A 23,279-nucleotide genomic window follows, 5' to 3' on the forward strand; every position below is an offset into this window, starting at 1 on the left:
CTCGTTACTGCCTTCCGATTCGAGCGTAGACGTGCGGTTTCTTACGACGTAGGACTTCTGCGGTTCCAATGCCGGCGACAAAAATCGCCAGCGAGGAAAGCAGCATGATGCTTGAGAGCAGATCCGATCCGCCGATAAGTGAGGGAAAGTTATAGATGCCGAGGATGACCATGCCGGTCATAGCCAGGAAGGCCAACAGCGGCGCCCAAAACGATTGCCAGCCGTTCAAGTTCGACGTGCGGTTTCGCCGGAAATAGACGACGGCGGCGAGGCTGGTAAGCGTCATTGCGACCAGGATCGTGAACGCGGCTGCGCCGGCGAACCAGGCATAGATTTCCGTGGCGGACAGACCTGCAATGATCAGTACGCCGGTGAGGATGAGGAAGGTGGCGCTGGCGGTCATTGACGCCCGGTAGGGTGAATTGAACCGCGGATGGGCGTGTCCCAGACCCTTCGGAAGGATGCCGTCGACACCTAGGGAGTAGGTATACCGGGTGGTGACATTCTGGATGGAAAGGTGCGCCGCCAGGATGCTGGTAATGAGCAGCAGGTTCGCGGCGTCGCTCAGGATCTGCCCGCCAAAGGCGGTGGCTACCTGGAAGAAGACGCCGGCCGGGTCCTCCGTCGCCTTGGCAACGGCTTGGCTGGTGCCCAGGCCGGTGATCATGGCCCAAGCTGTGATCGCGTAGAAGACACCAATCAGAACGACCGTGATCATGGTGGCCCGCGGGATTGTCCGGTCCGGGTCCCGCGTTTCCTCGCGATAGATGGCAGTCGCTTCGAAGCCGGTGAAAAGAGCGATGCCAAACAGCAGCGCAATGCCAGGCGAACCGGAGAATAGGGCGGGGAGGGTGAATGGCTCGAGGGAGAATCCCTCTTCGCCGCCGCGGCTCATCACCGCTATGTCAAAGATCGCCACGACCAGCACCTCGAGCAGAAGAAGCACTCCGAGGACCTTGGCGCTGACCTCGATTCTGAAATAGGCCAGTGTTCCCACTGCCGCCCAGAACACGAGCGAAAAGACCCACCAGGGTAGTTCCGGACCGCCATGGGTGACAACAAACTGTTGGACTGCCAGACCGGCGAAACCGTAGAAGCCGACGCCGATTGCGATGTAGGAGGAAAGAATGAGGAATGACGAACCAAGCCCGACGGACCGGCCGAGCCCTGCCGTGATGTAGGCGTAGAAAGCGCCGGGGTTGGGAACAAACCTTGTCAGGGCACCGTACCCCGTGGAGAACAGGATCAGAACTGCCATTGTCACGAGGAAGGTGCTCGGGGCCCCGATGCCGTTGCCGGCTGAAATGAGGATGCTGATGTAGCCGGCGGTACCGGCCAAAGGGCCAGCAAATGCCAGCGCAGCGAGGACGAGGTCGGCAGTGCCGAGTCGCCCGGTAAGACCCTCGGATGCTTGTATTTTCCGGTTGGCGCGTTCGCCTTCCGCCAGATCCGTATTAATCATGAGGACTCCCAGTCATTGATTCTGTGATGGAGTTACCGCAACAACCACTTAGCCGTACCGGAATGCGGAACCTCGCCCGAATTCTCTTATGAGTTGAGTTTCTCGGCGGGTGTTGTGGAAGACGATGTAAAGAGACTAGGCCGTGAGCTGCATCGCATGAACTGGAAAATCAACCACTTTCGACCGGGCCTTTCATAAGAAATCCGACGACGCCAAACCAAACGAATGCCTGACCGTCAGCTATCGGCGGTTTTTCGCGTACGGCTAGACGCTGGCTCTTCGATCAGGCTTGCTGATCGTCTCCGCTGGTTATCCCATTACGACTTGGGGCGGATCACGCTGGAGACACCATCGGTGATGAGGCTGAAGAACGAGTTTTCGAGGTCGGAAACGACGATTCCGATGGTGAACATGCGCCCGCGCATGCCGCGCGCACGGCCGTGGTGGCGGTAGCTGAGCTCCTCCATGGAGGCTTGGACGCGGGCGCGCATCGACTCACTGGCGCCGTAGTCGTTGCGGAGGGCTTTGGAGGCGGAGGCAGTCGACACTCCCGTGCTTGGTCAGGTCCACGATGGTCCTTCTAATCCACAAGTGCGATGTCATGATGGCATTCCGCCCAGTCGATGCCGCAGAACACTTCGGTCAATGCAGGTGGTCCTTCCTTGTCTTCGGTCAATGCAGGTGGTCCTTCCTTGTCTTCGAATGTGGCCTAGGGACCATTGCGACGTGGGGACAGGTGCGACCTAACGGAAGAGCTCAGGGCTCGACATCTGATTGGCAATCTCATCCCGTGTCAGACGCTGCCGGGGTCGGGTCTTGGCAGAGAACTCCAAGGTTCGCATTGTCGTGGAGACGTTTGCCGGGAGCTAGGTTCCTGAGGTCAACTTATGTTCCGAAGGTGTGAGGGAGCCAGAGGGAAAATCCTTTTCGACGGCTCCGGGCCAAGATAACGGGAAGACCTCAACTGGCTCCCTCACCTCCCATTAGGTAACGGGGCTTCGCTTGGTCCACCATTCATGCCGCAGGCGGTTCCGAGGACGTGTCTGAATAGAGATGCGAACAACACCGCGGGCAACAAGGTCGGCCCGCATCGGTCCTACCACGGGAACTTCTCCCCTAGCCTACGATCCGCGGAAAGCGTCGTTAGAGATTGCGCACCGAGCGAGGCTTAATGACCGGCGATGGTCCAGAACGTCCGTTCCGCCTAGGCTGGTTCTCCTGCTGCGACCGTCGAACCGGCACGGTAGTGACCGTGCCGGCTCGGTTGCGGTGGAGAGTTTGGGTGATCAGCGTCCGAAACGAGAGCGGAAGGAGTTCTCGATCTCCTCAAGGCTGCGTCCGCGTGTCTCCGGCAGGGCGGCCGCGACGAACCAGATGGCGAAGGCCCCGATCCCCGCGAATAGCCAGAACGTGCCAAAGCCCATTGCCTTGATGAGCGTCGGAAACACAAGAGCGATGATCGAGTTCGTGACCCAAAGAGCGAGCATTGTCACGCCTACCATGAGTCCGCGCACTTTGAGGGGGAAGATCTCGGAGAGCAGGACGAAGAGGACGGGTCCCAGGCCGCCCTGCATGACCCCGATGAATCCGAGGATGAGGACGAGCAACAGCCAGGGCCGGAGCGGGTTGTCTTCGGGGAGGAATATACCGACGCAGCCGATGAGGATGTGCGCGGTGGTTGTGCCGATGTAGCCGGCGAGCATGAAGGCCCGGCGGGGGTAACGGTTGACGAGGGCCATGGCGACGCCGACGGCAACCACCGCCATTACGCCTGAGAGGACATTGAAGGTGAGCGCTGCGTTGCGGGTGAAGCCGGCCTGCTCGAGGACCTGGGTGCCGTAGTACATGACGGAGTTGACGCCGGTGAGTTGCTGGAAGCAGGCGATGCCGATGCCAATGAGCATCAGGCGGCGCAGCCACGTGACGCGCAGGATGTCGCGGAGGCGGGTGCGGTCTTCGTGGGCGCGGATGCTTTCGAGGTGCTCGACGACCGCGATCTCGGCGCGTGCGCGCTCGTCGGAGCGGATGGTCTTGAGTACCGCAAGGGCTTCGTCGTGGCGTCCCCGGCCGGCGAGCCAGCGGGGGCTCTCCGGCATGGTGAGCATGCCCACGAACAGCAAGATTGCAGGGACGACGGCGATGGCGAGCATGTACCGCCAGACGTGCTCGTTGGAGCCCCAGACGTTTCCGATGATTGCGTTGAGCAGGAACGCGAGGAACTGGCCGACGACGAGCATGAACTCGTTGCGGGAGACGAGGCCTCCGCGCTTCTCGTGGGGTGCGACCTCGGCGATGTAGGTGGGGACGACGACGGAGGATGCGCCGACGGCGAGGCCGAGGATAAGGCGGGAGGCGAGAAGGACTTCGAGATTGAACGCGGCGACGCAGCCTGCGGCGCCGATAGTGAAGACCATGGCCATCGCGGTGATGATTCGTTTTCGCCCGATGGCGTCGGCGGCTCGTCCGCCGATCATGGCGCCGATTGCGGCTCCGGCGAGGAGGAAGAAGGTGATGTAGCCCTCTTGTAGGCTGTCCAGGTGGAAGTAGTCGACCATGTAGGCCAGTGCTCCGTTGGTCACTCCGGTGTCGTAGCCGAAGAGCAGCCCGCCGATCGTGGCAATGGCGGTGATCCACAAAAGCTTCCGTGTGAACCCTCCGCTCCCGAGCACAGGCAGCGAGGCCGTGCTCGTGCTGATCCTGGTGCTGCCGGGACTTATCGTTGACGTATTGCGCGTCATGGACACTCCTTTGTGAGATGCGCGCCCCCGCCTTCGGGCCAGGGCGTTCGCGCTGAATTCATTCGTGGCCGACGGGCGCGCTGGCGTGCGCCGCGATTCGGCTTGGGCAACGACGTTGCGCTGAGGCTGTCGGCAAGAGGTTCTGCGGACGAGCGCAACGAGTGCGAACGCGGAAGATCCGCTGTTCCGGCCTCGTGAGCCGGTTCAGCGATCCGCGGTCGTGGTTCTCAGTCGAACGTTTGGTGCGATGCGGGCCAGCCGCCCGCCGATCAACCACTCAGTCATCAAGAGGTGATCTCCGTGAGACGTGAGCCCGTGGGGGCTGTTGAAGACAGCAGGCTCGAGCGATGGCGCGGCAAGGGTGTTGCCGTCGGTGCCGACCTCGTTCGGCCAACCCGGATGATTGGTCGAACGGCCTCGGCGTGTTTCGAGTGTTCGGACAAAATTGTTGGAAGCGTCGAATTCGGCGATGCCGCCAAAAAGTTCCGTCACGTAGAGGTGGCCATCAAGCATGGCCAGCGAGGAAGGGCTGTCGAGATCGTTCTCGCCGAACTCTCCCTTGTAAGTACCGTCGAGGTGGAGACGCACGAGCCGATGGTGGCTGCGGTCGGCGACGACGACCTCGAGATCGCCGTCTACGGTGCGCAACAGGATGCCGTGAGGGCAATCGAACACACGGCCCGATTCCGAGCCGTCGACGGTACCTCTGTAGGTTCCATGGCCGGTGAAGCGGTGGACCAGGTTCGCGCCGTAACCGTCTGCGATCCAGACCTCGTGCTCGCCGGCGGCGGTCACCGCCGTGGTGATCGACGTGGGGCGCCACACGTCTTTGCGGTAGGCGTCAATGTCCGGCTGGGCAAACTCGACAACGATGCCGCCGTCGGAGACGTCGACAAAGGCGGCGTGGCCCGGGGTGAACTCCTCGAGGTAGTGCCCGGCGTCATCCAGGCGCGTCATGCGGTAGCCCGGATCCGCGACCGCAAGCACTCCATCAACTCCGCTCAGCGCGATCCCGTGGAGCTCAGGGAAGGGTACGGGCACGATGCGAGTGGAACGGCCTGGCGCTATCTCGAGGAGCGCGTATCCCTCGGGGTGGGCGCAATAGATGGTCCCTGTGGCGTCGACGGCGATCCCTGAGTGCATCCAGCCCTGCGTTGCCGGGAGCGACTCAGTCAGGTCCTCCCAGCCCTCGACGGCCCGGGTCACCGGTTCGGCGCAAGGCAGGACGTTCAGGCCCATCGGGCCGCTTCCTGCATCTCCAGCAGATATGAGCGGATGTCCTCGCGTCGGGTGAGCGGCGCGGGCCAAGCAATCCGGCCAGCGACTACGTCCGGGATGTCGGACACCTGCAGTACGAGTTCGGTGCTCGTGATGTCCACGATCTTCGCCTTGTCGGTGGCGAACCCGTGAGCTCGGGCGATGTCGGTCAGGGCGTCGGCCTGGTTCTGGTTCATGTAAGACGCGATGAAGTCGACGGTGTCTTCGGTGGGGTGGTACACGGTACCTCCATTGGTATCGAGGATCCCTGCACAGCCAGTATTGGCGCGCTCTACTATCTGTAAATAATAGCGCGTGCCAACATAAGTGCAAATCGAGGTCAGCGGCCGCGGTAGAAGCTGGAGGAGCCGCGGATGATCAACTGCGGGGCGAGGGTAAGGGTCTGGTCGGCGAGCGTCGGGTCGGCGATCCGATCGAGCAGGAGGGCGGCAGCGTTCGCGCCCATAGCGCGTGCCTGCGGGTCGACTGACGTGAGGTCGACTCCGGGATAGGCGGCGGGACGGGTGTTGTCGTAGCCGACGACGGCAAGGTCGTGGGGAACGCGGAGCCGCTCACGTTGGGCGCAGGTGAGTGCACCGATGGCGGTCGAGTCGTTGTAGCAGAGCACTGCCGTAGGGAGCATACCCGAGCGGCGCATCTTGAGAAGAGCCCGTTCTCCCCCGGTTTCGCTCGCGTCGCCATCGACGACACGGGTCGGCAGGGACTCCTCGGACATGGCTTCTGCGTAGCCGGCTCGGCGGGCGGTGTTCTGCTGGGTGGCTGGGCCGGCGATGTACACGATGTCGCGGTGACCCTGTCCTATCAGGTGCTTGGTTGCCTGGTAGGAACCGAGGCGGTCGTCGCCGTGCACGGCGTCGACGCGGTCGATCCGCGGGTCCTCGCCAATGGTTACTGTGGGTGTCCCGGCGAGCAGGCGCGCAAGATCAAGCTGATCGGGTATATGCGTCGCGAGGAGAACGCCGTCTGCCCGGAGACCGATGAGAGACTCGATCCCTGCCGTTAGGCTCTCCCGGTCCCGATTGTTCGTAGAGAGCAGGAGCTGAAACCCAGCGGGCTGGATTACATCAAGAACGCCGTCGGCGAAGTCGGCGTACACCTGGTTGTGTAGGTCGAAGATCGTGAGGCCGATCGAGTTGGTGCGGCGCGCAGCGAGGCTGGCCGCGAGAACGTTCCTCCGATACCCGAGCCTCTCGGCGGCCCGCAGCACGAGCCCGCGCTTCTCGTCGGAGACGTAACCGACATCGCGCATCACGAGCGAGACCAACTGGCGGGAGACTCCGGCTTCGCGGGCGACGTCGGCCATAGTCACGGAACGGACATCACCTTGGGAAGCTGCTGCCATAAATGTAGCGTACCCCAATCATGGCACGCGCCATGAGTCAATCCACAACGATAAAGCAAGCGAGAAGGTCGCCCGCACGCTCTGCTCCATCGACTTTGACCAAACGAGATTTCCGTCTGTCAAACGGGACCATACATGCGCCAGCCGCTCAAGGCGAGCGACGGCGACGCATGTCTTTCTTGGGCAGTGCGACGGCCCCGACGCATGACGCCGTCGCTTGCGCGACCGGCCCCTCGTTTCCTGTTGACACACATGATGGCGCGCTCTAACATCGAACAATGTTAGCGCGTGCTAACACGACCCAATGGAGGGAAGCGTCGATGTCCATCAACATCGAGAAGCCGTACATCGAGAGCGAGTACGCGCCTATCTACGACCCGTTTACCCCGGAGTTCCAAGCCGACCCGTTCTCGGTGTACGAGCGCCTCCGCCGAGAAGCGCCCGTGTATTACAACGAGAAATGGAACTTCTACGCGCTCAGCCGGTTCGACGATGTCCGTGCTGCCCTGAGGGACCACGAAACGTACCTGAACTACCAGGGGGTCGACATCGATGATTTCGAGCAGGAGCAGAGCGGCTACCCCGGCATGCTGCCGAACATCGACAATCCTCGTCACGATCAGCTCCGCGCCACCGTCCAGCGGTCCTTCATGCCGCGCAGCATCCGAGCACTGACCGATGAAGTCCGCCAGGTCTGCGACCTTCTGATCGACAAGTTCGCCGACCAGAAGGACGTTGACATCTCCGCCGACTACTCATGGCCGATCCCGTTCGAAGTGTTCTACAACTTCCTCGGCATGCCGGAAGGAGACATCCGGGAGAAGTTCGTTCGATGGACCCACGGCATCAAGGACCGGAAGATCGGCTCCACCGAGCTGACTGACTTTGCCCGCGAGTCGTCGCGCGAACTACGCGAATACCTCGCCTACCTGTTGCGTGAGCGCCGCAAGAATCCGCGCAACGACGTACTCACCGCGATCGTCCAAGCCGAAATCAACGGCGTCCCGCTCGCTCCTGAGGACATCGATTACGCCGCCGAGGCCACCGGCCTCGCCTTCGCGCTGTACCTCGGAGGCGTCGAGACCACCGCCGGCACGATGTCGACTCTGTTCGAGCAGCTCGCGAGGTACCCCGAGCAGCAGCAAGCGTTGCACAACGACCCCATGCTCATCCCGCGCGCAGTCGAGGAGTCGCTGAGGTACCGCACGATCTTCCAGGTCACCGCCCGCACGACCTCCCGCCCCGTGGAGGTGGATGGTGTGCAGATCCCCGAGGGGAAGCGAGTGTTCCTCATCCTCGGCTCCGCCAACCGCGACGAAACGGTCTTCGAGAATGCAGACCAGTTCGACATTTTGCGGACACCGAAGCCCCACCTCGGCTTCGGCGAGGGCCTTCACGGGTGCCTGGGCAACCCGCTGGCCCGCCTGGAGTCGACGGTGGCGCTGGAGCAGCTCGTGGCCCGCAAAGGCATGTTTGAGCTGGCAGGCGAGCCGCGCCGCTACATCACCACTCCGAACGCCTACGTCCTCGACCGAGTCCCGGTCGCGTTCAAGTAACTCAGCGAAAAGAGAAGAATCATGTCCGCACTTGCTACCCTCACCCACAGCTCGACCGTCACCTTTGAAGAGGAAGAACGCGAGATAAAGACGACTGTCGTCGCGCGTCTCGACGCCGCGACCGACGTCGTCCTGCTCACCCTCGCCGCGGCTGACGGATCGGAACTGCCCGCGTGGCGGCCCGGCGCCCACATCGATGTGCTCCTCAGCAACGGGATCACCCGCCAGTACTCGCTCTGCAGTGACCCGGACGACAGGAGCTCGTACACCATCGGCGTCCTCAACGCGCCCGCGAGCCGCGGGGGTTCCCGCTACGTCCATGAATCGCTGCACGTCGGCACATCCCTAACGATCCGCGGACCACGCAATCACTTCGAGCTCGTCGATGCCCAGCGGTACGTATTCATCGCCGGCGGCATCGGCATCACGCCGATCGCCGCGATGCTCCGCGAGGTCGAAAACGCAGGCAAGCCGTGGATGCTCTACTACGGCGGCCGCACGGTCAGCTCCATGGCGCTCCGCGAGGAACTTGAGTCCCTGGGCGACCGCGTGTCCATCTGGCCGGAGGACACGGCAGGATTCATGGACCTCGCCACGATCCTCGGATCCCCCGACGAAGACACGGTCGTCTACACGTGTGGACCCGAGCCGTTGCTCGCCGCGATCGAGAAGATCTGCGACGCCAGGTGGCCGGAAGGCTCCCTCCATTACGAGCGGTTCGCGGCGAAGGCGATCGAGGGCGCCACGGACACGGCGTTCGAGGTCGAGCTCGCGAAAAGCGGCCGCCGAATCACCGTCCCCGCCGACAAGAGCGTGCTGGAAACCCTCGGGGAAAACGGCGTCCACATCCTCTCGTCCTGCGGCGAGGGCACGTGCGGCACCTGCGAGACCCCCGTGCTCGAGGGCGAAGTCGACCATCGCGACTCCGTGCTCACCAAGGATGAGCAGAGCCGCAACGACTGCATGATGGTATGCGTCTCGCGCTCGAAGTGCCCGCTCCTGGTGCTGGACGTATAGCCTGCGCTGCGGATGTGAGTGACCAACAGGCGGACATCGTGTTGACTTCCCTTCTCCCTGGTGACGCACAGGTCTCAATTGATCCGGTGGGCGTCCCAATCGGCCCCCTGGGTCCGGAGGTCTGCAATGGCGCCCGCCGGGCCCAGCGGCCGGACTCGAGTCGGAACGAGAACCCCGACGCCACCGCAGCGCCGGACCAAGCCTGGTTGGCCCGGGTGCTGCACCTCAAGCGGAGCGGTCCTGAACCCCTCTACTACCAGCTGGCGTGCAGCGTGGAAGCCGCCATCGCAGCGGGAACCATTCTCAGCGGGACCAGGCTCCCACCCGAGAGGGACATCGCCCACGAGCTATGCCTCGCCACGGGCACGATACGCCAGGCATGGTCGTACCTCGAAGGCCGAGGCGTGATCAAGCGCGCCAGGAAAACTGGCACGTTCATCGCGTGAGCTTGCCTTTGCCGCTCTCTTGAACGCAAGGGGTCCCGTCAAGTACCGCCGGCATCCGTCCTATCGTGACAGCGGCGCCGGCGCCTGGCGTACGGGCAAAGTCGTGCTACGTTCGACCAGGTATGGCGGCACGAGGGTCATCTCGCCGGGCGTCGCATCTTTGTCCAGACGTCGAACAGCATGGGCTATCGCGCTTCGCGCCGTGGCCGCGGCATCTTGCCCGACTGTGGTCAGGGAGATAAATGGGAGGGCTGCCATGTGGACGTCGTCATATCCCACGACGCTAATGTCCTCTGGCACGCGGATCCCTGCCGCACGCAGGCCGAACATGAACCCGACCGCAACGCGGTCGTTGTAGCAGATAACTGCGCTTGGGAGCGAATCTTGTTCCCGTGCCAGCGCTTCTGCAGCCCTGATGCCCTGGACTTCTGTGTTTCCGCCTTCGAGGACACGGATGAACTCGCCCAGGTTCTGTCTCTTCATAAGCTTCCGATAGCTGCGACGCCGGTCGGATGCGCCGTGAATCTTGGCACCATCGAGGTGTGCAATGTTTCTGTGGCCCAGGGACGTCAGATACTTCAGGGCTGTGTCAACGACCTCTTCGTCGGCAGTCATGACCACGTCGATGGCCGCGTGCGCTATGCGGCGGGAGATGGCAATCGTGGGCACCCGCTCAGCGACATCGGCAAGCCAGCTCTCTGGCTGCTGAGGTGCCACGAGCAGGAGCGCCTCGCAGCGGTCACGAAGGAGACCGTCTATGGCGTCCACCTCCGGACGGGTTTCAGTGGTCGCGCTTAGAACAAGATCGTACTCGGCGGCGGCCGCGACCGGATACATCGCCTCGACCAAATCCGAATGGAAGGCGTCCTGTACTTGGAAAACAACGCCCAGCAAGCGTGTCCTGCTGCGACGCAGCATTCGGGCACGATTGTCCAGCTGATATCCCAAATCTGCGGCCGCCTGAAGTACCCGCGCCCGCGTTACCGGGCTGGCGCCGGGGACCTCCCGAAAGACCGTTGAAACCAACGACCGCGATACGCCAGCACGGGCGGCGACATCTGCCATTGTCGGATTTTTCCCGGAAGCGGAGATCTCTTCCATGGTTACTTTGCCTCCCCTGTCGCCTGCCTGGCCTAAGTTACGCGGGGCGAGCATGTTGCGCTCCCGTGTGACCCAGCTTACTATAGATCGTGACATATAGATCGTGCCATAAGGGTGGCCCCTCTTGAGAATGCGAGCCCCAGGTTGCGAGTCCGCCTATCCAAGGCGTCGTTATGGATCGATCTATAGAAGAGTTTGAAGAGGTCACTTTTATGGATCGATCCATAGAAAATGACGCGCTTATTCAGGTGCCGCAACGGGCACCGTAACGGCTGCCGGTCCGCTACCGGAGCCCCCCAACGCAGAGGTTCGGGGCAACAGTTTCATCACCCCGCCGACAACGCAGGGTTCCCTTTGGCAATGGAGGCCACCACGAATGACCACAGACCCCGCTGAGCACATCGATACTTTGCAACATAAGACAACGAGTACAACTGTCATGGCTAGAGAATTTGAAGCCGATGTCAGGGTGGAGGAGAAGCGCGAAGTTGCGGAAGGTGTCGTCATGCTGTCGCTGCGCAGCGTCGGAGGTCACTCGCTTCCCTCATGGACTGCCGGCGCGCATATCGACCTGATCCTCCCCGGCGACGCACCGACGCGCCAATACAGCCTGTGCGGAAGTACTGTCGAGCACACATATCGCATCGGAATCCTGCGCGACCCAAACAGCCGCGGCGGCTCGAGCTACGTCTACGACAAGCTCCAGACCGGTGACGTCATCCGTATCCGCGGGCCACGCAACCACTTCGCCCTGAATGACTCTCCCCGCTACATCTTTATCGCCGGTGGCATTGGGATCACGCCGATACTGGCCATGATCACTGAAGCGCAGAAGGCAGGTGCCGAATGGCAGCTGGTATATGGCGGGCGCATGCGCTCATCAATGGCGTTCCTTGACGAGCTCGCGGTCTATGGGGACCGGGTGTCGATCCAGCCGCAAGACGAGGTGGGACTTCTGGACCTCGATTCATTGCTCGACAACCCCCAGTCCGACACCTTGGTCTACTGCTGTGGGCCCGAACCCTTACTTGCAGCGGTCGAGCAGCGTTGCACCGCGTGGCCCTCCGGGTCGCTCCATTTAGAGCGTTTCGCGCCCAAGGCTCCCGCGGGACCTATCACCAACGTCACCTTCGAGGTCGTCTTGGCGCAGAGCGACCTCACACTCCACGTTCCGGCTGACCGCCCGGTCCTGGACGTCTTGGAGGACGCGGGCATCCACATCCTCTCCTCTTGCCGTGAAGGAACTTGCGGCACATGCGAGGTCAAGGTTCTCGAAGGCGAACCGGATCACCGTGACTCAGTCCTGACCGAAGAGGAACAAAAGGCGAACGACTGCATGATGGTCTGCGTTTCCCGCTCACGCAGCAAGCGACTCGTCCTTGACCTCTAACATCCGACCAACGATTGGGCATATAGATGCAATATTCAGACATTGAGCTTGCCGGGCAGAAGGTAGGCAAAGCAGGCTTTGGGGCCATGGGTTTTGCCGGGTGGTTCGGGAATCAGGATGAACGAGAATCTGTGCGCGCACTGCACTACGCGCTGGACCACGGAGTGAACTTCATCGACACCGCCCGCGCTTACGGGGAATCGGAAGCGGTCATCGGGCGGGCGCTGCGCAGTTGGAGAGGCAAACCGCCGATCGTAGCCACCAAAGTGGAGTCGCTCGGTGCGCGGCGCCGGTGGGGCATGCCAGTCGACGTCGAGACCGTATTCCCACGTGGGCAAGTCCGCGCAAGCGCAGAACGATCGCTGAAGGAACTCGGCCTGGATAGGCTTGACGTCCTTCAGTTGCACCTGTGGTGGCCCACATGGGGCATGGAGGGCTACTGGATGGATGAGCTGCAGCAGCTAAAGGCGGAAGGTATCGCCCGGCATGTTGGGGTCTCCATCCCGGATCACCGCTCCGACCTGGCTCTCGGACTTGTCGGCAGCGGACTGATCGACACCGTCCAGACCATCGTGAACATCTTCGACCCGCTGGCCCTTGATGCTCTGGTTCCGCTGGCCGCGCAGCGGGGTGTCGCGGTTATCGCCCGGTGCGTGCTCGACGAAGGCGGTCTCACGGGGGCAGTCACCGCTTCGACAGAGTTCCCTAAGGGGGACTACCGACACGGCTACTTCGACGACACGGTGCCGCGCTCGGTGTATCTGGAGAAGGTAGAAGCCCTGCGGGAGTTCGTTCCCCGCTACGCCGGCTCCCTCGCGGCCATGGCGCTTAAATTCGCATCCCAGCCCGAGGGCATCACGACTGCCCTGACCAGCATGCATATCCCGGAATTCGCGGAAGCCAACATCCAGGCCATCGATGCCCCGGACCTCCCCGAAGATGTCTTCGACCTGCTTCGGACCCGCCACCGGTTCATTAAGAACTTCAACAACGCGACGCACTGGGACTAGACATGGATTCAAGAACTGTCCGGTGGGAAGAACTCCTCCCCCGCGAATTTAGGGCACGCCAGGATCAAATGCCCCTTGTATACCTGCCGCTTGGCCTGTGCGAACCCCACGGCCATATTGCAGCATTCGGCCTCGACACCTTCAAAGCTGTGTGGCTATGCGAACAGGCAGCCAGTCGTTTCGGCGGAATCGTAGCACCCACGCAGGGCTACCAGATTCACGAGACCGGATACCACAGGCCATGGCTCAAGGAAGTAATCGGCGATACCAACCCGAATCTTGGCAGCGTCCCGCCCGACGTGCTTCTTCGGATGCTCCTCTTCCAGCTGCGGGCGTTCGTCAATGCAGGCTTCCGGGGCGCCGTACTCCTCACCGGGCACCACGGCAATCAGGCGGACCTGCGAATCGTTGCCGAAGAACTTATGACGCTCAGGCCGATCCGCATTGTGACCGTGAGCGACCCGGAACTGGCCAGGGTTGCCTTCCACGGCGATCACGCAGGCAAGTACGAGATATCCCAGCTGCTCTTCATCAGGCCTGATCTCGTCGACCTCGACCGCGCAGGAGACATCAGCACAAGCCCGCTGGGCCGATTTGCCCAGGGGGAAGACGCTTCCGAAGCAACGGCGGGATACGGCCGCGAGATCCTGGAGCACAGTCTCGAGCAACTTGAGCGTCTCATCCGCGATTCCCTGCCGTTTGAAGATGCAATAGACCCACTGGGTATCGAGGAGACGGACGAGATTTGGCAGAGCATCCTCGCCCGCCGGGGCGAATGGCGCACCCTCTCCGAGCGCAACCCAGACCTCGCCCGCGAAGCCTAGCTTCCGCGAAACCCGGTAAACAAAGCAATAAATCCATATGTCAGTATGTCCTGACATAAGAATGTTAGGACAAAGCATTGACAGCAGTAAGAGACATGCTGTTTGCTTGTGATATAGGCCACAAGTACTGCCTGTCAGCGGACCGCCCGGCTCCGGGCAGATCCAGCCTCCTAGAAAGGGAACGCAGTAATGACAACGAAGTCGACCGCTCGAATCGCTTGGGGGCGCCGCGCTATGACCGCCGCGGCGGCCGTAACTGTGCTGGCAGTCAGCGCATGCGGCCCCGGCGGCCAATCGTCGGGAACCGCCACTGGCGGGGGCGCCCCCGCCAGTGGCAACGTGAAGATTTTCGTCATCGGCGGCAAGTCCGATGACCCCTTCTGGTCAAAGGTGAAGCGCGGAGTCGATGACGCCGGCAAGGTCGTCTCCGCACAGGGCGGCTCGGTAACCTTCCTCGGCCCGCAGAACTACGACAACCTCGGCCCGGACGCCGCCAAACTCATCGACTCGACACTGAGCCAGGGCGCGACGGCCGTCGTCGCCCCGGACTGGGTACCCGATGCGCAGGACGCGGCCCTCAAGCGGGTCGTTGACAAGAAAGTTCCGCTGTTTATATACAACGCCGGCGGACTCGAAGCGGCTGACAAGGCCGGAGCTGTCAACTTCATCGGAACCGCCGAGCACAATGCCGGCCTTGCCGGAGGTACTTACCTCGGCAAGAAGGGCCTGAAGAACGTCCTCTGTGTCAACACCCTCCCCGGTGCAACCAACACCGAGGACCGCTGCAGCGGCCTCGCCGATGGAATCAAGGCCAACGGCGGCTCCGCGAAGCAGCTGCCGTTGCCCTCCTCCCAGTTCGGCAACAAAACTGCCGTGGCACAGGCCATCAAGGCAGCCGTGCTCAACGACAAGACCATCGACGGCGTCGTCACCATCGGCACCGTCGACTCCGACAGTGCCGTGAGCGCCATCCAGCAGGCAGGCAGCAAGATCAAGCTCGCCACCTTTGACACCGACGACATCGCACTGAAGCGGGTCAAGGACGGAACCCTGCTCTTCGCGATCGACCAGCAGCCGTACATGCAGGGCTACCTGGCCGTTTCCATGGCAAACGCCTATGTGCGCTACGGGCTCGAGCTGCCGCAACGTCCGCTCCTCACCGGACCCGCACTTGTCGACTCCAGCAACGTCGACCAGGCCCTCACAGGCGCCGCATCCGGCGTCCGCTAAAACGACGAGCCGGGCTCTGGAAGCACAGAGCCCGGCTCCCGACCTATTACACGCAGGCACAGTCGCAGAGTCTGTGCTATCGAAGGTGGTTTAAGAATCATGGCAGTGAAAACGGCTCCCGGCTCGCCCGAGGTCTCCGCGAACCCCCCGCGGACAACACCGGCGTCGGCTAACTCGGTCGCCACACTCATCCGTCGTCCTGAGTCAGGGGCCCTCATTGGGACGCTGGCAGTCTTTGTGTTCTTCGGCATGTTCGGCGGAGAACAGTTCCTCTCCCCTGGCGGATCGGCCAGCTGGCTTAACGTCGCAGCAGAACTGGGTATTGTCGCAATCCCGGTCGGGCTGCTGATGATCGCCGGCGAGCTTGACCTCTCAGTCGGCTCAATTATCGCCTCGAGCTCGATGACGTTAGCCATCGTCTCCGGCTACTGGGGCGCCCCCACAGCCGTCGGCATCCTGGCCGCCCTCATGCTGGGGCTCCTCACCGGATTCATCAACGGCCTCCTCGCTACGCGCACCAAGGTCCCGTCCTTCGTCGTCACCCTGGCAACAAACTTCGGCCTGGCCGGCGCAACACTCGGATTTTCACGTGTCATCACCGGCACCACCAGCGTCGGCGTCCAGCCGGAGTCATGGGCCAAGAGCCTCTTCGGCACCCTTGTCGCGGACCAGTTCGAGGTCGCAATCTTCTGGTGGATCGCAGTCATCGTAATCGTCGGCTGGCTCCTGCACATCTCGCGCTACGGGAACTGGATCCTCGCCGTGGGCGGTGACACCATCAGCGCCCGTGCAACTGGCATCCCCGTCCAGAAGGTGAAGATCGGCCTCTTCATGGGATCGGGCCTCGGAGCAGCACTCATCGGCGTCATCCAGACTATCCTCTACAACGGAGCCCAGGTCGCCAACGGCCAGGCCTTCGTCTTCAACTCGATCATCGCCGTCGTCGTCGGCGGCGTCCTGCTCACCGGCGGCTACGGATCCGTGGTCGGCGTCGTCTTGGGCACGCTTACCTTCGCCATCGTCAGCCAAGGCATCTACTACACCGGCTGGAACTCCGACTGGGCCGCGCTCATTCTCGGTGTCCTGCTGCTTGTGGCGGTACTGATGAACAACACTTTCAGGAAGATGGCACTATCCTCCGCTACACCCAAGAAGAAGGCCTGAACCATGTCAGTTCCATTTCTCAAGCTGAAAGATATCAACAAGTCGTTCGGCTCCACCCAAGTCCTCACCGACATCTCCCTCGAAGTGAAGCCCGGCGAGGTCCTCTGCCTCCTCGGTGACAACGGCGCCGGCAAGTCCACGCTCATCAAGGTGCTTTCAGGATTCCACGAACCCACCAGCGGATCGATGGAAGTCGAAGGCGAGCCGGTCCGGTTCCGAAGCCCCCGCGATGCCAGTGACCGCGGAATCGCCACAGTGCACCAGTTCGGCGGCACCTTCCCCTTGATGAGCATCGGCCGCTCGTTCTTCGTCGGGGCCGAACCCGTCAAGGGCTGGGGTCCGTTCCACCGTTTCGACCACAAGTTCGCCGGCGAAGTGGCCGTACGCGAGATGCAGGGCCTGGGCATCACCCGCATCACGGACGGCAACCGGCTCGTCGGCGGCCTCTCAGGCGGAGAACGCCAGGCCCTCGCCATTGGCCGGGCCGTCTACTTCGGTGCGAAACTGCTCATCCTCGATGAGCCGACCGCGGCGCTCGGGGTCAAAGAGGCCACCCATGTCCTGCGTATCATCATGCAGGCACGGCAAAAAGGCCTGGCCGTCATCCTTGTCACGCACAATGTGACGCATGCGATGAAGGTCGGGGACCACTTCGCCGTCCTGATCCACGGGGCGTTGGCGGCCGACTTCCGCAAGGGCGAGCGCACTCGCGAAGAGATCACCGACCTCATGGCCGGCGGCGAGGCCATGGCCGAGCTCGAGGCCGAAATCGCAGCTTACGAATCCGCCCACGACGGTCACGCCCCGGATCCCGAGGAACTCGAGAAGATGCTCCACCAGAAGTAGTCCGCGGCAACCGGGTACCGCAGCCCGTTGGCTGCGGTACCCGGCCATGCCTCGATAGCCCCGCCCCTGCAAGCCCAGTCGACTTATTGAAGGCGCGCCCTAGAGGGCGGTGATGCCCAAAGGATCCGGATTCTTGATTGCCAACGACTGGGCCGAACCGAGTCAAGTTGTTCACCACTTACTCCGAGATCAAGACCCGGCACGCAGAACGTAACCGAAGCCTGAAAGGACTCACATGACCACCGATCGCGGCGGCCCCTTTGAATTCCCAGCACCTCGGGTGGCCGATGCCAGCGCAGCACCGAGCCTCCGTTGGGGCATCGCTGGGCCCGGGTGGATCGGTAAAAGGTTCGCCGAGTCACTCTCATTGCACGGCTGCCAGCGCGTAACTGCCGTGGGATCACGCTCGCTTAAACGTGCTGAGCTGTTCGGCGCCTCCCACGGCCTGAGATGCCACGGTTCGTACGCCGACCTGGCCGCAGATTCCGAGGTCGACGTTGTCTACGTTGCAACGCCCCACACAGCCCACCTCGAAGTGGCCCTTGCGGCCCTCGATGCCGGAAAACACGTCTTGGTCGAAAAGCCGATAGGCATCAACTCCGCCGAAGCCAGGCAGATTGCCGAAACTGCGCACTCCCGAGGGCTGTTTGCTGCCGAAGCCATGTGGACAGCGTTCCTTCCCTCATATGACGTAGTCCGCCAGCTCGTCCACGGAGGTCGCCTGGGTAAACTGACTGCCGTCCTCGGCGATATGGGCCAATACCTTCCGCCATCCCATCGGGCCCACAGCCCAGAGCTCGCCGGAGGTCCCCTTCTGGACATGGGCATCTACCTCCTGGCACTAACCACGGACCTGCTGGGCCAGCCCGAGCGCATCCTGTCCCTCAGCTCCCCTCTCCCGACGGGAGTCCACAGCCAGCTATCGGCCCTGCTCGGATTCCCCGGCGGAGCGCAGGCCACGTTGACAACGACGATGCTTGGCTTCACGCCGTCGAACTTCAGCATCGTAGGGACTGACGCTACCCTGACCCTGGATGGGTCTTTCCACCTGCCTGGGGGGCTCACTGTGCGGACGTCCGATGGCGGCGTGCATCGCTGGGAGGCAGCTCTCGGTACGCACGTCGACGGACTCCATTTCCAGGCGGCGGCCGTTGCGCGGGCAATAGTAGGCGGTCGCCTCGAGACCGAGGAATGGCCGCTTCGATCCAGCGTCCTCGCTTTGAGTGTGGCCGACGAACTCCGCCGACAGAGCGGGATCGGCCTCCCCGGCACCTCGGATCTGTCATTATTGCGGACCCGTCGCTGAAACGAAGGCAAGAGATCGATGAGCCCGACGCTACTGCACTGAGCGAAAAGGAGACGAACCAGTGATTGCTTAGAAGCCAGACCAGACTGACATCGTCGATTGTCCTGGGTGCGCCTGGCCTGAGTCCATCGCCGGCACGCGGAAGCCGGCTGAGTTCAGCGAAAACGGCGCGGGCAATCGCTGAGGAAAGCACCGTCCTGACAGTCACTCCCGAATTCTGGGCGGGGCACTCGATTGTGGATCTGGAGGGCAGGATCGAGTTTTGGCTGGGAGGCCGGGGGCCCGCATCACCGAACCGGTGCGGATCCGATCTCGAGAAACGCACCGTTCCCCGACTAGTTCGGCAGATGCCGTTGCCTTAATCGCGGAGCACATAAACAGTAAATCGCCAGACAAGTGCATCCTCTACACCGCGGGCGGAACGCCAAAGAGACAGCGTTCGTGTACCAACTGTTCGCCAGAAGCATCGGGACGAAGAACCTCCCCGACTGGGCACGGTCACACTGGAGGAGGCCTTACACCACTCTGAACTGGTCCTAATCGTTGGACAAAATTTCGAAGGAGAAATTGATGGCTAAAAGCCTCGGAGTCGCCGTCATCGGCGCAGGAATGGCCGGCAAGGCCCACGCTGCGGCCTACCGCACAGCATCCACCCTGTACAGCCCCATACTTCCCGCGGTGCGACTCGTTTCCATTGGCGACGTGAACGCCGAATTCGGCTCACTCGCCGCCCGGCGCTTCGGCTACGAGCGGCACGACAGCACCTGGCAAGCCATCGCGGAAGCGGATGACATCGACGTCGTGAGCGTCGTCATTGCAAACTCGCTGCACCGTGACGTCGTCGAGGGTCTCCTGGCCGCCGGCAAGCACGTCCTGTGCGAGAAGCCACTATCCGATAGCCTGGCCGACGCACGCGCCATGGCAGATGCCGCTCACACCGCTGAGGCCAAAGGAAATCTGGCCCGCATCGGCTTCACCTACCGCCGAGCTCCAGGCATCGCAGCGATCCGCCAGCTCATCCAGGACGGCGCGCTCGGCAGGCCGCTCCACTTCAGCGGCCGCTACTGGACCGATTACGCCTGCAGCCCAGGCGCGCCGATGAGCTGGCGCTACAAGGGCGGCCCCGGCTCCGGTGCCCTCGCCGACGTCGGAAGCCACATGACCTACATCGGCGAATTTCTCTGCGGCCAGATCGGCGCCGTATCCGGGGGCCAGCTCTCCACAGCCATCGCCAAGCGTCCGCTTCCGCTGGGCGCAGTCATGGGGCACGACCATGCCGCCGTCAGCGACACCTTCGAACCAGTGGAGAACGACGACTTCGCATCCTTCTCCGTGGAATTCGAGCAGTGCGTCGGCAGCATCGAGGTCTCCCGCGTCGCAGCAGGCCACGCCAACTCGCTGACCTTCGAGGTGTTCTGCGAGAACGGTGCCGCCTACTTCGACCAGCGCCGTCCTGCCGAGATCGGGCTGTTCCTCTCTGAAGGTCCGTACGCGCAGAACGGCTACCGCCAAGTCATCCTCGGCCCGGACCACCCATACATTGCAGGCGGCCTTCCCATGGACGCCCCGAGCGTCGGCTTTGGCCAGAACGAGGCATTCCTTTACCAAGCCCGCGCCTTCCTTGAAGAAGTGGCCGGCATCAGTGAGGAGGACTCGTTGCCGCGTTGCGCCACCTTCGACGAGGGCGTGCACAACATGGAGGTCCTGGCCGCCGTCACCGAATCCGCGCTCAACAATGGAAGGAAGGTCACGCTGTGAAGCTCGGTGTCTACAACGCCATCCTGCACGACCGTCCCCTGCCCGAGGCACTCAAGGTCATCGCAGACCTTGGCCTGACGGGTATCGAGATTAACACCGGCGGCTTCCTCCCGGCGGTCCACGTCCCCACTCTGGACCAAATCCTGGAAAGCGACGCGGCCCGCGACGACTACCTGGCGATCTTCGAAGGCACGGGCGTATCCATCGCTGGCCTGAACTGCAACGGCAACCCGCTGCACCCCAAGGCCGAGATCGGAGAAAAGCACGCCGAAGACATCCGCCGTTCGATCCGCCTGGCGCATCGCCTGGGACAGGACCGCGTTGTCACCATGTCCGGGCTGCCGGGCGGGGAGCCGGGTGCCACGGTCACCAACTGGGTGGTCAACGCGTGGAACTCCGCGGCACTGGATGTGCTGGACTACCAGTGGGGCATCGCGGCGGACTTCTGGCGCGAAACCGACCGGCTTGCCGCAGACCATGGCGTCAAGGTCGCCCTGGAGCTGCACCCGCAGAACATCGTTTTCAACACCGCTGACGTCTACAAGCTCATCGAGCTCACCGGTGCCACACACGTCGGCGTTGAGCTGGACGCATCCCACCTGTTCTGGCAGCAGATGGATCCCGTGGCCGTTGTCCGCGAACTCGGGTCCCTAGTCTTCCAAGCGGCCGCCAAGGACGTGCGGGTCAACAAGGACAACGCGGCACTGTATGGCGTCCTGGACAACAGCTTCCGCCGCCTCTCGCCTGAAGAGAACCGCACCAACCTCGGTGGGGACGAGTGGGCCAACGAATGGCCCAAGAATTCCGCCTGGGACTTCGTGGCGCTGGGCCGCGGCCACGACACCGCGTACTGGACCGAGTTCCTTCGCGCCCTCCACGAGGTGGACCCGGGAATGCTGGTCAACATCGAGCACGAGGACGTTTCGCTCGGGCGCATCGAGGGCCTGCAGGTTGCAGCCAAGGTTCTACGCGCCGCCGACGCAGCCCTGACGGCTTCCTTGGATCCAACAAAGTAACGGCAACCAAAATGGAAGCCCGATGGGTATCGCCCACCGGGCTTCCATTCATCAAGGCCTCGCAGCCACTAACATCGGGCGTTGAACCACGGAATGAGAACGACCTAGGCGGGCGTGCCTGAAAGGCCAAGCGTAGCCATTAGCAGGCATACGTGTCCGGCCAGCCCGGGAAGTCTTCCGCCTCGAGGCTGTACAAGACCCCCTGCCACGCTTCGACGTCCGCCGTCTGTTCGACGACATGCTCAGAAATGGCAACGAGGGCAGTCTCCGACCTGATCGATTCAAGCCCAACAAGCTGTTCAGCGGTATGCAGGGAGTCGACAAACAGCTGAAAGAAGGCTCCCGCCCAGCTCGTCTCGCCAGCGTCGACCAGCTGGGCAATCACATGCGCGGGGCCGTTTCGATAGGCTCGTGCAAGCTGTCCTGCCGCCTGTGCATCTGCAACATCGCGGGCACACGCTCGTGAAGACGCGTCCACGAGCGCGGCCATCATCTGCTTCTCGGGGCTGGTAACCGGTGGACGCTGCTGAGCAATAGTTGTCCGACGAGATGGTTCGTCTATTCTGCTGCAGTGCTCGTTCATACGAAGCAGTCCGGAGTCTGCGACCATGTGGCGGCGCTTCATCGCCGGCCTCCTGTTTTGGATGGGCGGAGCCCATGTAGATAATCCGATGCCGCCACAGCAATGGCGCCAGCGGCTGAATGATGGGCGGCCGTTGAGACGACACAACGCCCCAGGCCCATGGGCGGGGTCAAGTTGGCCGCTTGGCCCCGCACCCAAAGATCCGAACTGTTCATCTGACTGCTCTTCTGACTTGATGTATATGGTTCGATCTATAAGGTTTCTATGGATCGATCCATATGTCACGATCTATATTACTCTCTTCTTTGATGTGTGCAATAGGGCCAGATGAAAGTACCAACGCCCCTATGTGCCCGCACTGTCAGGATGTCCCCAGCGCTCGAATAGTGGATTCAGCGGCGCCTACAGCGTCAGCAAGAACACGCGATACCGAATTCTCGCGACCGTCGAGCGCAGATGTATCCGGCAGGAGCAGGCGAATCCGATCACGTCAGGGCTCTTGTGGCGATGGGTACGAGGCGCTTAGGGCCGCCCCGCCAGCCCTTCTCTTCAGCATCGTCCTTGCCGGATGGACCACGGCCGGACTGCCCCGGCACCAACCGCAGCTCACGAGAACGGACCCAGAGTCTCCCGCCCATCAAGTGCGGAAGACCCTTCCCGATAACCTCAGTTACCGACGGGGACACCATCCGGGTCACCATCAACGGCAAATCCACGCCCGTCCGGCTCATCGGCATCGACACCCCCGAGGTCACCGATCCACGCAAACCCGTCCAATGCTTCGGACAAGAAGCATCCCGCCGCGCCCACGAACTCCTGGACGGCACCCAGGTCTGGCTCGAATACGACCCCACCCAAGCCCGACGCGACCGCTACGGACGCCCCCTCGCCTACGTCTGGCTCAACGACACCGAACTCATCAACCTATGCGGATATCGGCATAGGTTGATCTATGCCGAGCCCGCGACTATGCCGAGGCACTCAGGAGCCGTCAGTAGACGTCGGTGTTGCTTGGTCTTTCATCGGCAGGATGAGCCTTCGCGTATCGGCATAGTTCCTGTGGGAGGAGCCTGATCATGGGAGCAATGGTTGCTTCCATGAAGGAGGCGAAGTGCGGTGTCGGGGACGAGAAGGAAAGCCGGTCAGCTGGGGCCTGAAGTCGAGGGTTATCGGGCGTGGTTGGCCGAACGCGGTTACACGCCGGGCACGATC

21 protein-coding genes and 1 pseudogene are annotated in these 23,279 nt (G+C 62.5%); 14 read left to right on the forward strand and 8 right to left on the reverse strand.

Features of this window, described 5'->3' with window-relative positions; translation table 11 throughout:
- Positions 1–4 precede the first annotated feature (4 nt).
- From LD110_RS18665 to LD110_RS18690, 6 genes are all read right to left on the reverse strand, one after another.
- Positions 5–1,462: an APC family permease gene (locus tag LD110_RS18665; protein WP_225500978.1), complete on the reverse strand. Its 1,458-nt coding sequence runs from the start codon at positions 1,460–1,462 to the stop codon at positions 5–7.
- A gap of 317 nt (positions 1,463–1,779) precedes the next feature.
- Entirely contained in the window at positions 1,780–2,010 is a 231-nt protein-coding gene (locus LD110_RS18670; protein WP_225500980.1) for a LacI family DNA-binding transcriptional regulator, read from the reverse strand.
- Positions 2,011–2,748: 738 nt separating this feature from the next.
- Positions 2,749–4,200, reverse strand: coding sequence for a sugar porter family MFS transporter (locus LD110_RS18675; protein WP_225500982.1), 1,452 nt, complete (start codon positions 4,198–4,200; stop codon positions 2,749–2,751).
- Between the two features lie 204 nt (positions 4,201–4,404).
- A complete protein-coding gene (locus LD110_RS18680) occupies positions 4,405–5,439 on the reverse strand; it encodes a hypothetical protein (protein WP_225500984.1) in 1,035 nt (344 codons plus the stop codon).
- Positions 5,430–5,699, reverse strand: coding sequence for a DUF2470 domain-containing protein (locus LD110_RS18685; RefSeq protein ID WP_225500986.1), 270 nt, complete (start codon positions 5,697–5,699; stop codon positions 5,430–5,432). Before LD110_RS18685 ends, LD110_RS18680 begins: the two co-directional genes overlap by 10 nt.
- A gap of 98 nt (positions 5,700–5,797) precedes the next feature.
- Positions 5,798–6,820: a LacI family DNA-binding transcriptional regulator gene (locus tag LD110_RS18690; RefSeq protein ID WP_225500988.1), complete on the reverse strand. Its 1,023-nt coding sequence runs from the start codon at positions 6,818–6,820 to the stop codon at positions 5,798–5,800.
- Positions 6,821–7,140: 320 nt separating this feature from the next.
- Between LD110_RS18690 and LD110_RS18695 the strand changes: the two genes are divergently transcribed.
- Genes LD110_RS18695 through LD110_RS18705 form a run of 3 tightly spaced genes read left to right on the forward strand, consistent with a single transcriptional unit; the run spans position 7,141 to position 9,839 of the window.
- Positions 7,141–8,376 (forward strand): cytochrome P450, encoded by a 1,236-nt coding sequence (locus tag LD110_RS18695; RefSeq protein WP_225500990.1) that lies wholly within the window; start codon positions 7,141–7,143, stop codon positions 8,374–8,376.
- 21 nt (positions 8,377–8,397) lie between these two features.
- Positions 8,398–9,393, forward strand: a complete 996-nt coding sequence (locus LD110_RS18700; RefSeq protein ID WP_225500992.1) for a PDR/VanB family oxidoreductase — start codon at positions 8,398–8,400, stop codon at positions 9,391–9,393.
- Between the two features lie 14 nt (positions 9,394–9,407).
- Entirely contained in the window at positions 9,408–9,839 is a 432-nt protein-coding gene (locus LD110_RS18705) for a GntR family transcriptional regulator (protein WP_225500994.1), read from the forward strand.
- A gap of 60 nt (positions 9,840–9,899) precedes the next feature.
- On the opposite strand, the gene LD110_RS18710 is transcribed toward LD110_RS18705, so the two are convergent.
- Positions 9,900–10,904, reverse strand: a complete 1,005-nt coding sequence (locus LD110_RS18710) for a LacI family DNA-binding transcriptional regulator (RefSeq protein WP_263855353.1) — start codon at positions 10,902–10,904, stop codon at positions 9,900–9,902.
- Between the two features lie 475 nt (positions 10,905–11,379).
- On the opposite strand from LD110_RS18710, the gene LD110_RS18715 reads away from it, so the two are divergent.
- The 10 genes and pseudogenes from LD110_RS18715 (at position 11,380) to LD110_RS18760 (ending at position 21,484) form a co-directional block, all read left to right on the forward strand.
- Positions 11,380–12,330 (forward strand): PDR/VanB family oxidoreductase, encoded by a 951-nt coding sequence (locus LD110_RS18715; RefSeq protein WP_225500996.1) that lies wholly within the window; start codon positions 11,380–11,382, stop codon positions 12,328–12,330.
- A gap of 26 nt (positions 12,331–12,356) precedes the next feature.
- Positions 12,357–13,340: an aldo/keto reductase gene (locus LD110_RS18720; RefSeq protein ID WP_225500998.1), complete on the forward strand. Its 984-nt coding sequence runs from the start codon at positions 12,357–12,359 to the stop codon at positions 13,338–13,340.
- Positions 13,341–13,342: 2 nt separating this feature from the next.
- Complete coding sequence (locus LD110_RS18725; RefSeq protein ID WP_225501001.1) at positions 13,343–14,164, forward strand: creatininase family protein; 822 nt, start codon at positions 13,343–13,345, stop codon at positions 14,162–14,164.
- Between the two features lie 189 nt (positions 14,165–14,353).
- Complete coding sequence (locus LD110_RS18730; protein WP_225501003.1) at positions 14,354–15,394, forward strand: substrate-binding domain-containing protein; 1,041 nt, start codon at positions 14,354–14,356, stop codon at positions 15,392–15,394.
- 99 nt (positions 15,395–15,493) lie between these two features.
- Positions 15,494–16,558 carry an ABC transporter permease gene (locus tag LD110_RS18735; RefSeq protein WP_225501005.1) on the forward strand — a complete coding sequence of 355 codons (1,065 nt, stop codon included), beginning with the start codon at positions 15,494–15,496 and terminating at the stop codon, positions 16,556–16,558.
- A 3-nt stretch (positions 16,559–16,561) separates the two neighbouring features.
- Positions 16,562–17,404, forward strand: a complete 843-nt coding sequence (locus tag LD110_RS18740; protein ID WP_225501007.1) for an ATP-binding cassette domain-containing protein — start codon at positions 16,562–16,564, stop codon at positions 17,402–17,404.
- A 235-nt stretch (positions 17,405–17,639) separates the two neighbouring features.
- The gene (locus LD110_RS18745; RefSeq protein WP_225501009.1) at positions 17,640–18,710 is read left to right on the forward strand and encodes a Gfo/Idh/MocA family protein; all 1,071 of its coding nucleotides are present in this window, start codon (positions 17,640–17,642) and stop codon (positions 18,708–18,710) included.
- A 97-nt stretch (positions 18,711–18,807) separates the two neighbouring features.
- Positions 18,808–19,264 (forward strand): annotated as a pseudogene (locus tag LD110_RS18750) (hypothetical protein); the annotation flags it as partial.
- A 16-nt stretch (positions 19,265–19,280) separates the two neighbouring features.
- A complete protein-coding gene (locus LD110_RS18755) occupies positions 19,281–20,468 on the forward strand; it encodes a Gfo/Idh/MocA family protein (RefSeq protein WP_225501011.1) in 1,188 nt (395 codons plus the stop codon).
- Entirely contained in the window at positions 20,465–21,484 is a 1,020-nt protein-coding gene (locus LD110_RS18760) for a sugar phosphate isomerase/epimerase (RefSeq protein ID WP_225501013.1), read from the forward strand. The genes LD110_RS18755 and LD110_RS18760 overlap by 4 nt, the downstream gene beginning before the upstream one ends.
- A 139-nt stretch (positions 21,485–21,623) precedes the next feature.
- Here LD110_RS18760 and LD110_RS18765 read toward each other — a convergent pair whose 3' ends face one another.
- A complete protein-coding gene (locus tag LD110_RS18765) occupies positions 21,624–22,109 on the reverse strand; it encodes a hypothetical protein (protein ID WP_225501015.1) in 486 nt (161 codons plus the stop codon).
- A gap of 465 nt (positions 22,110–22,574) precedes the next feature.
- On the opposite strand from LD110_RS18765, the gene LD110_RS24110 reads away from it, so the two are divergent.
- Positions 22,575–23,141: a thermonuclease family protein gene (locus LD110_RS24110; protein ID WP_225501017.1), complete on the forward strand. Its 567-nt coding sequence runs from the start codon at positions 22,575–22,577 to the stop codon at positions 23,139–23,141.
- Positions 23,142–23,279 lie beyond the last annotated feature (138 nt).

Origin of the sequence: Arthrobacter sp. M4 (assembly GCF_020251205.1) — a bacterium.
Taxonomy (GTDB): domain Bacteria; phylum Actinomycetota; class Actinomycetes; order Actinomycetales; family Micrococcaceae; genus Arthrobacter.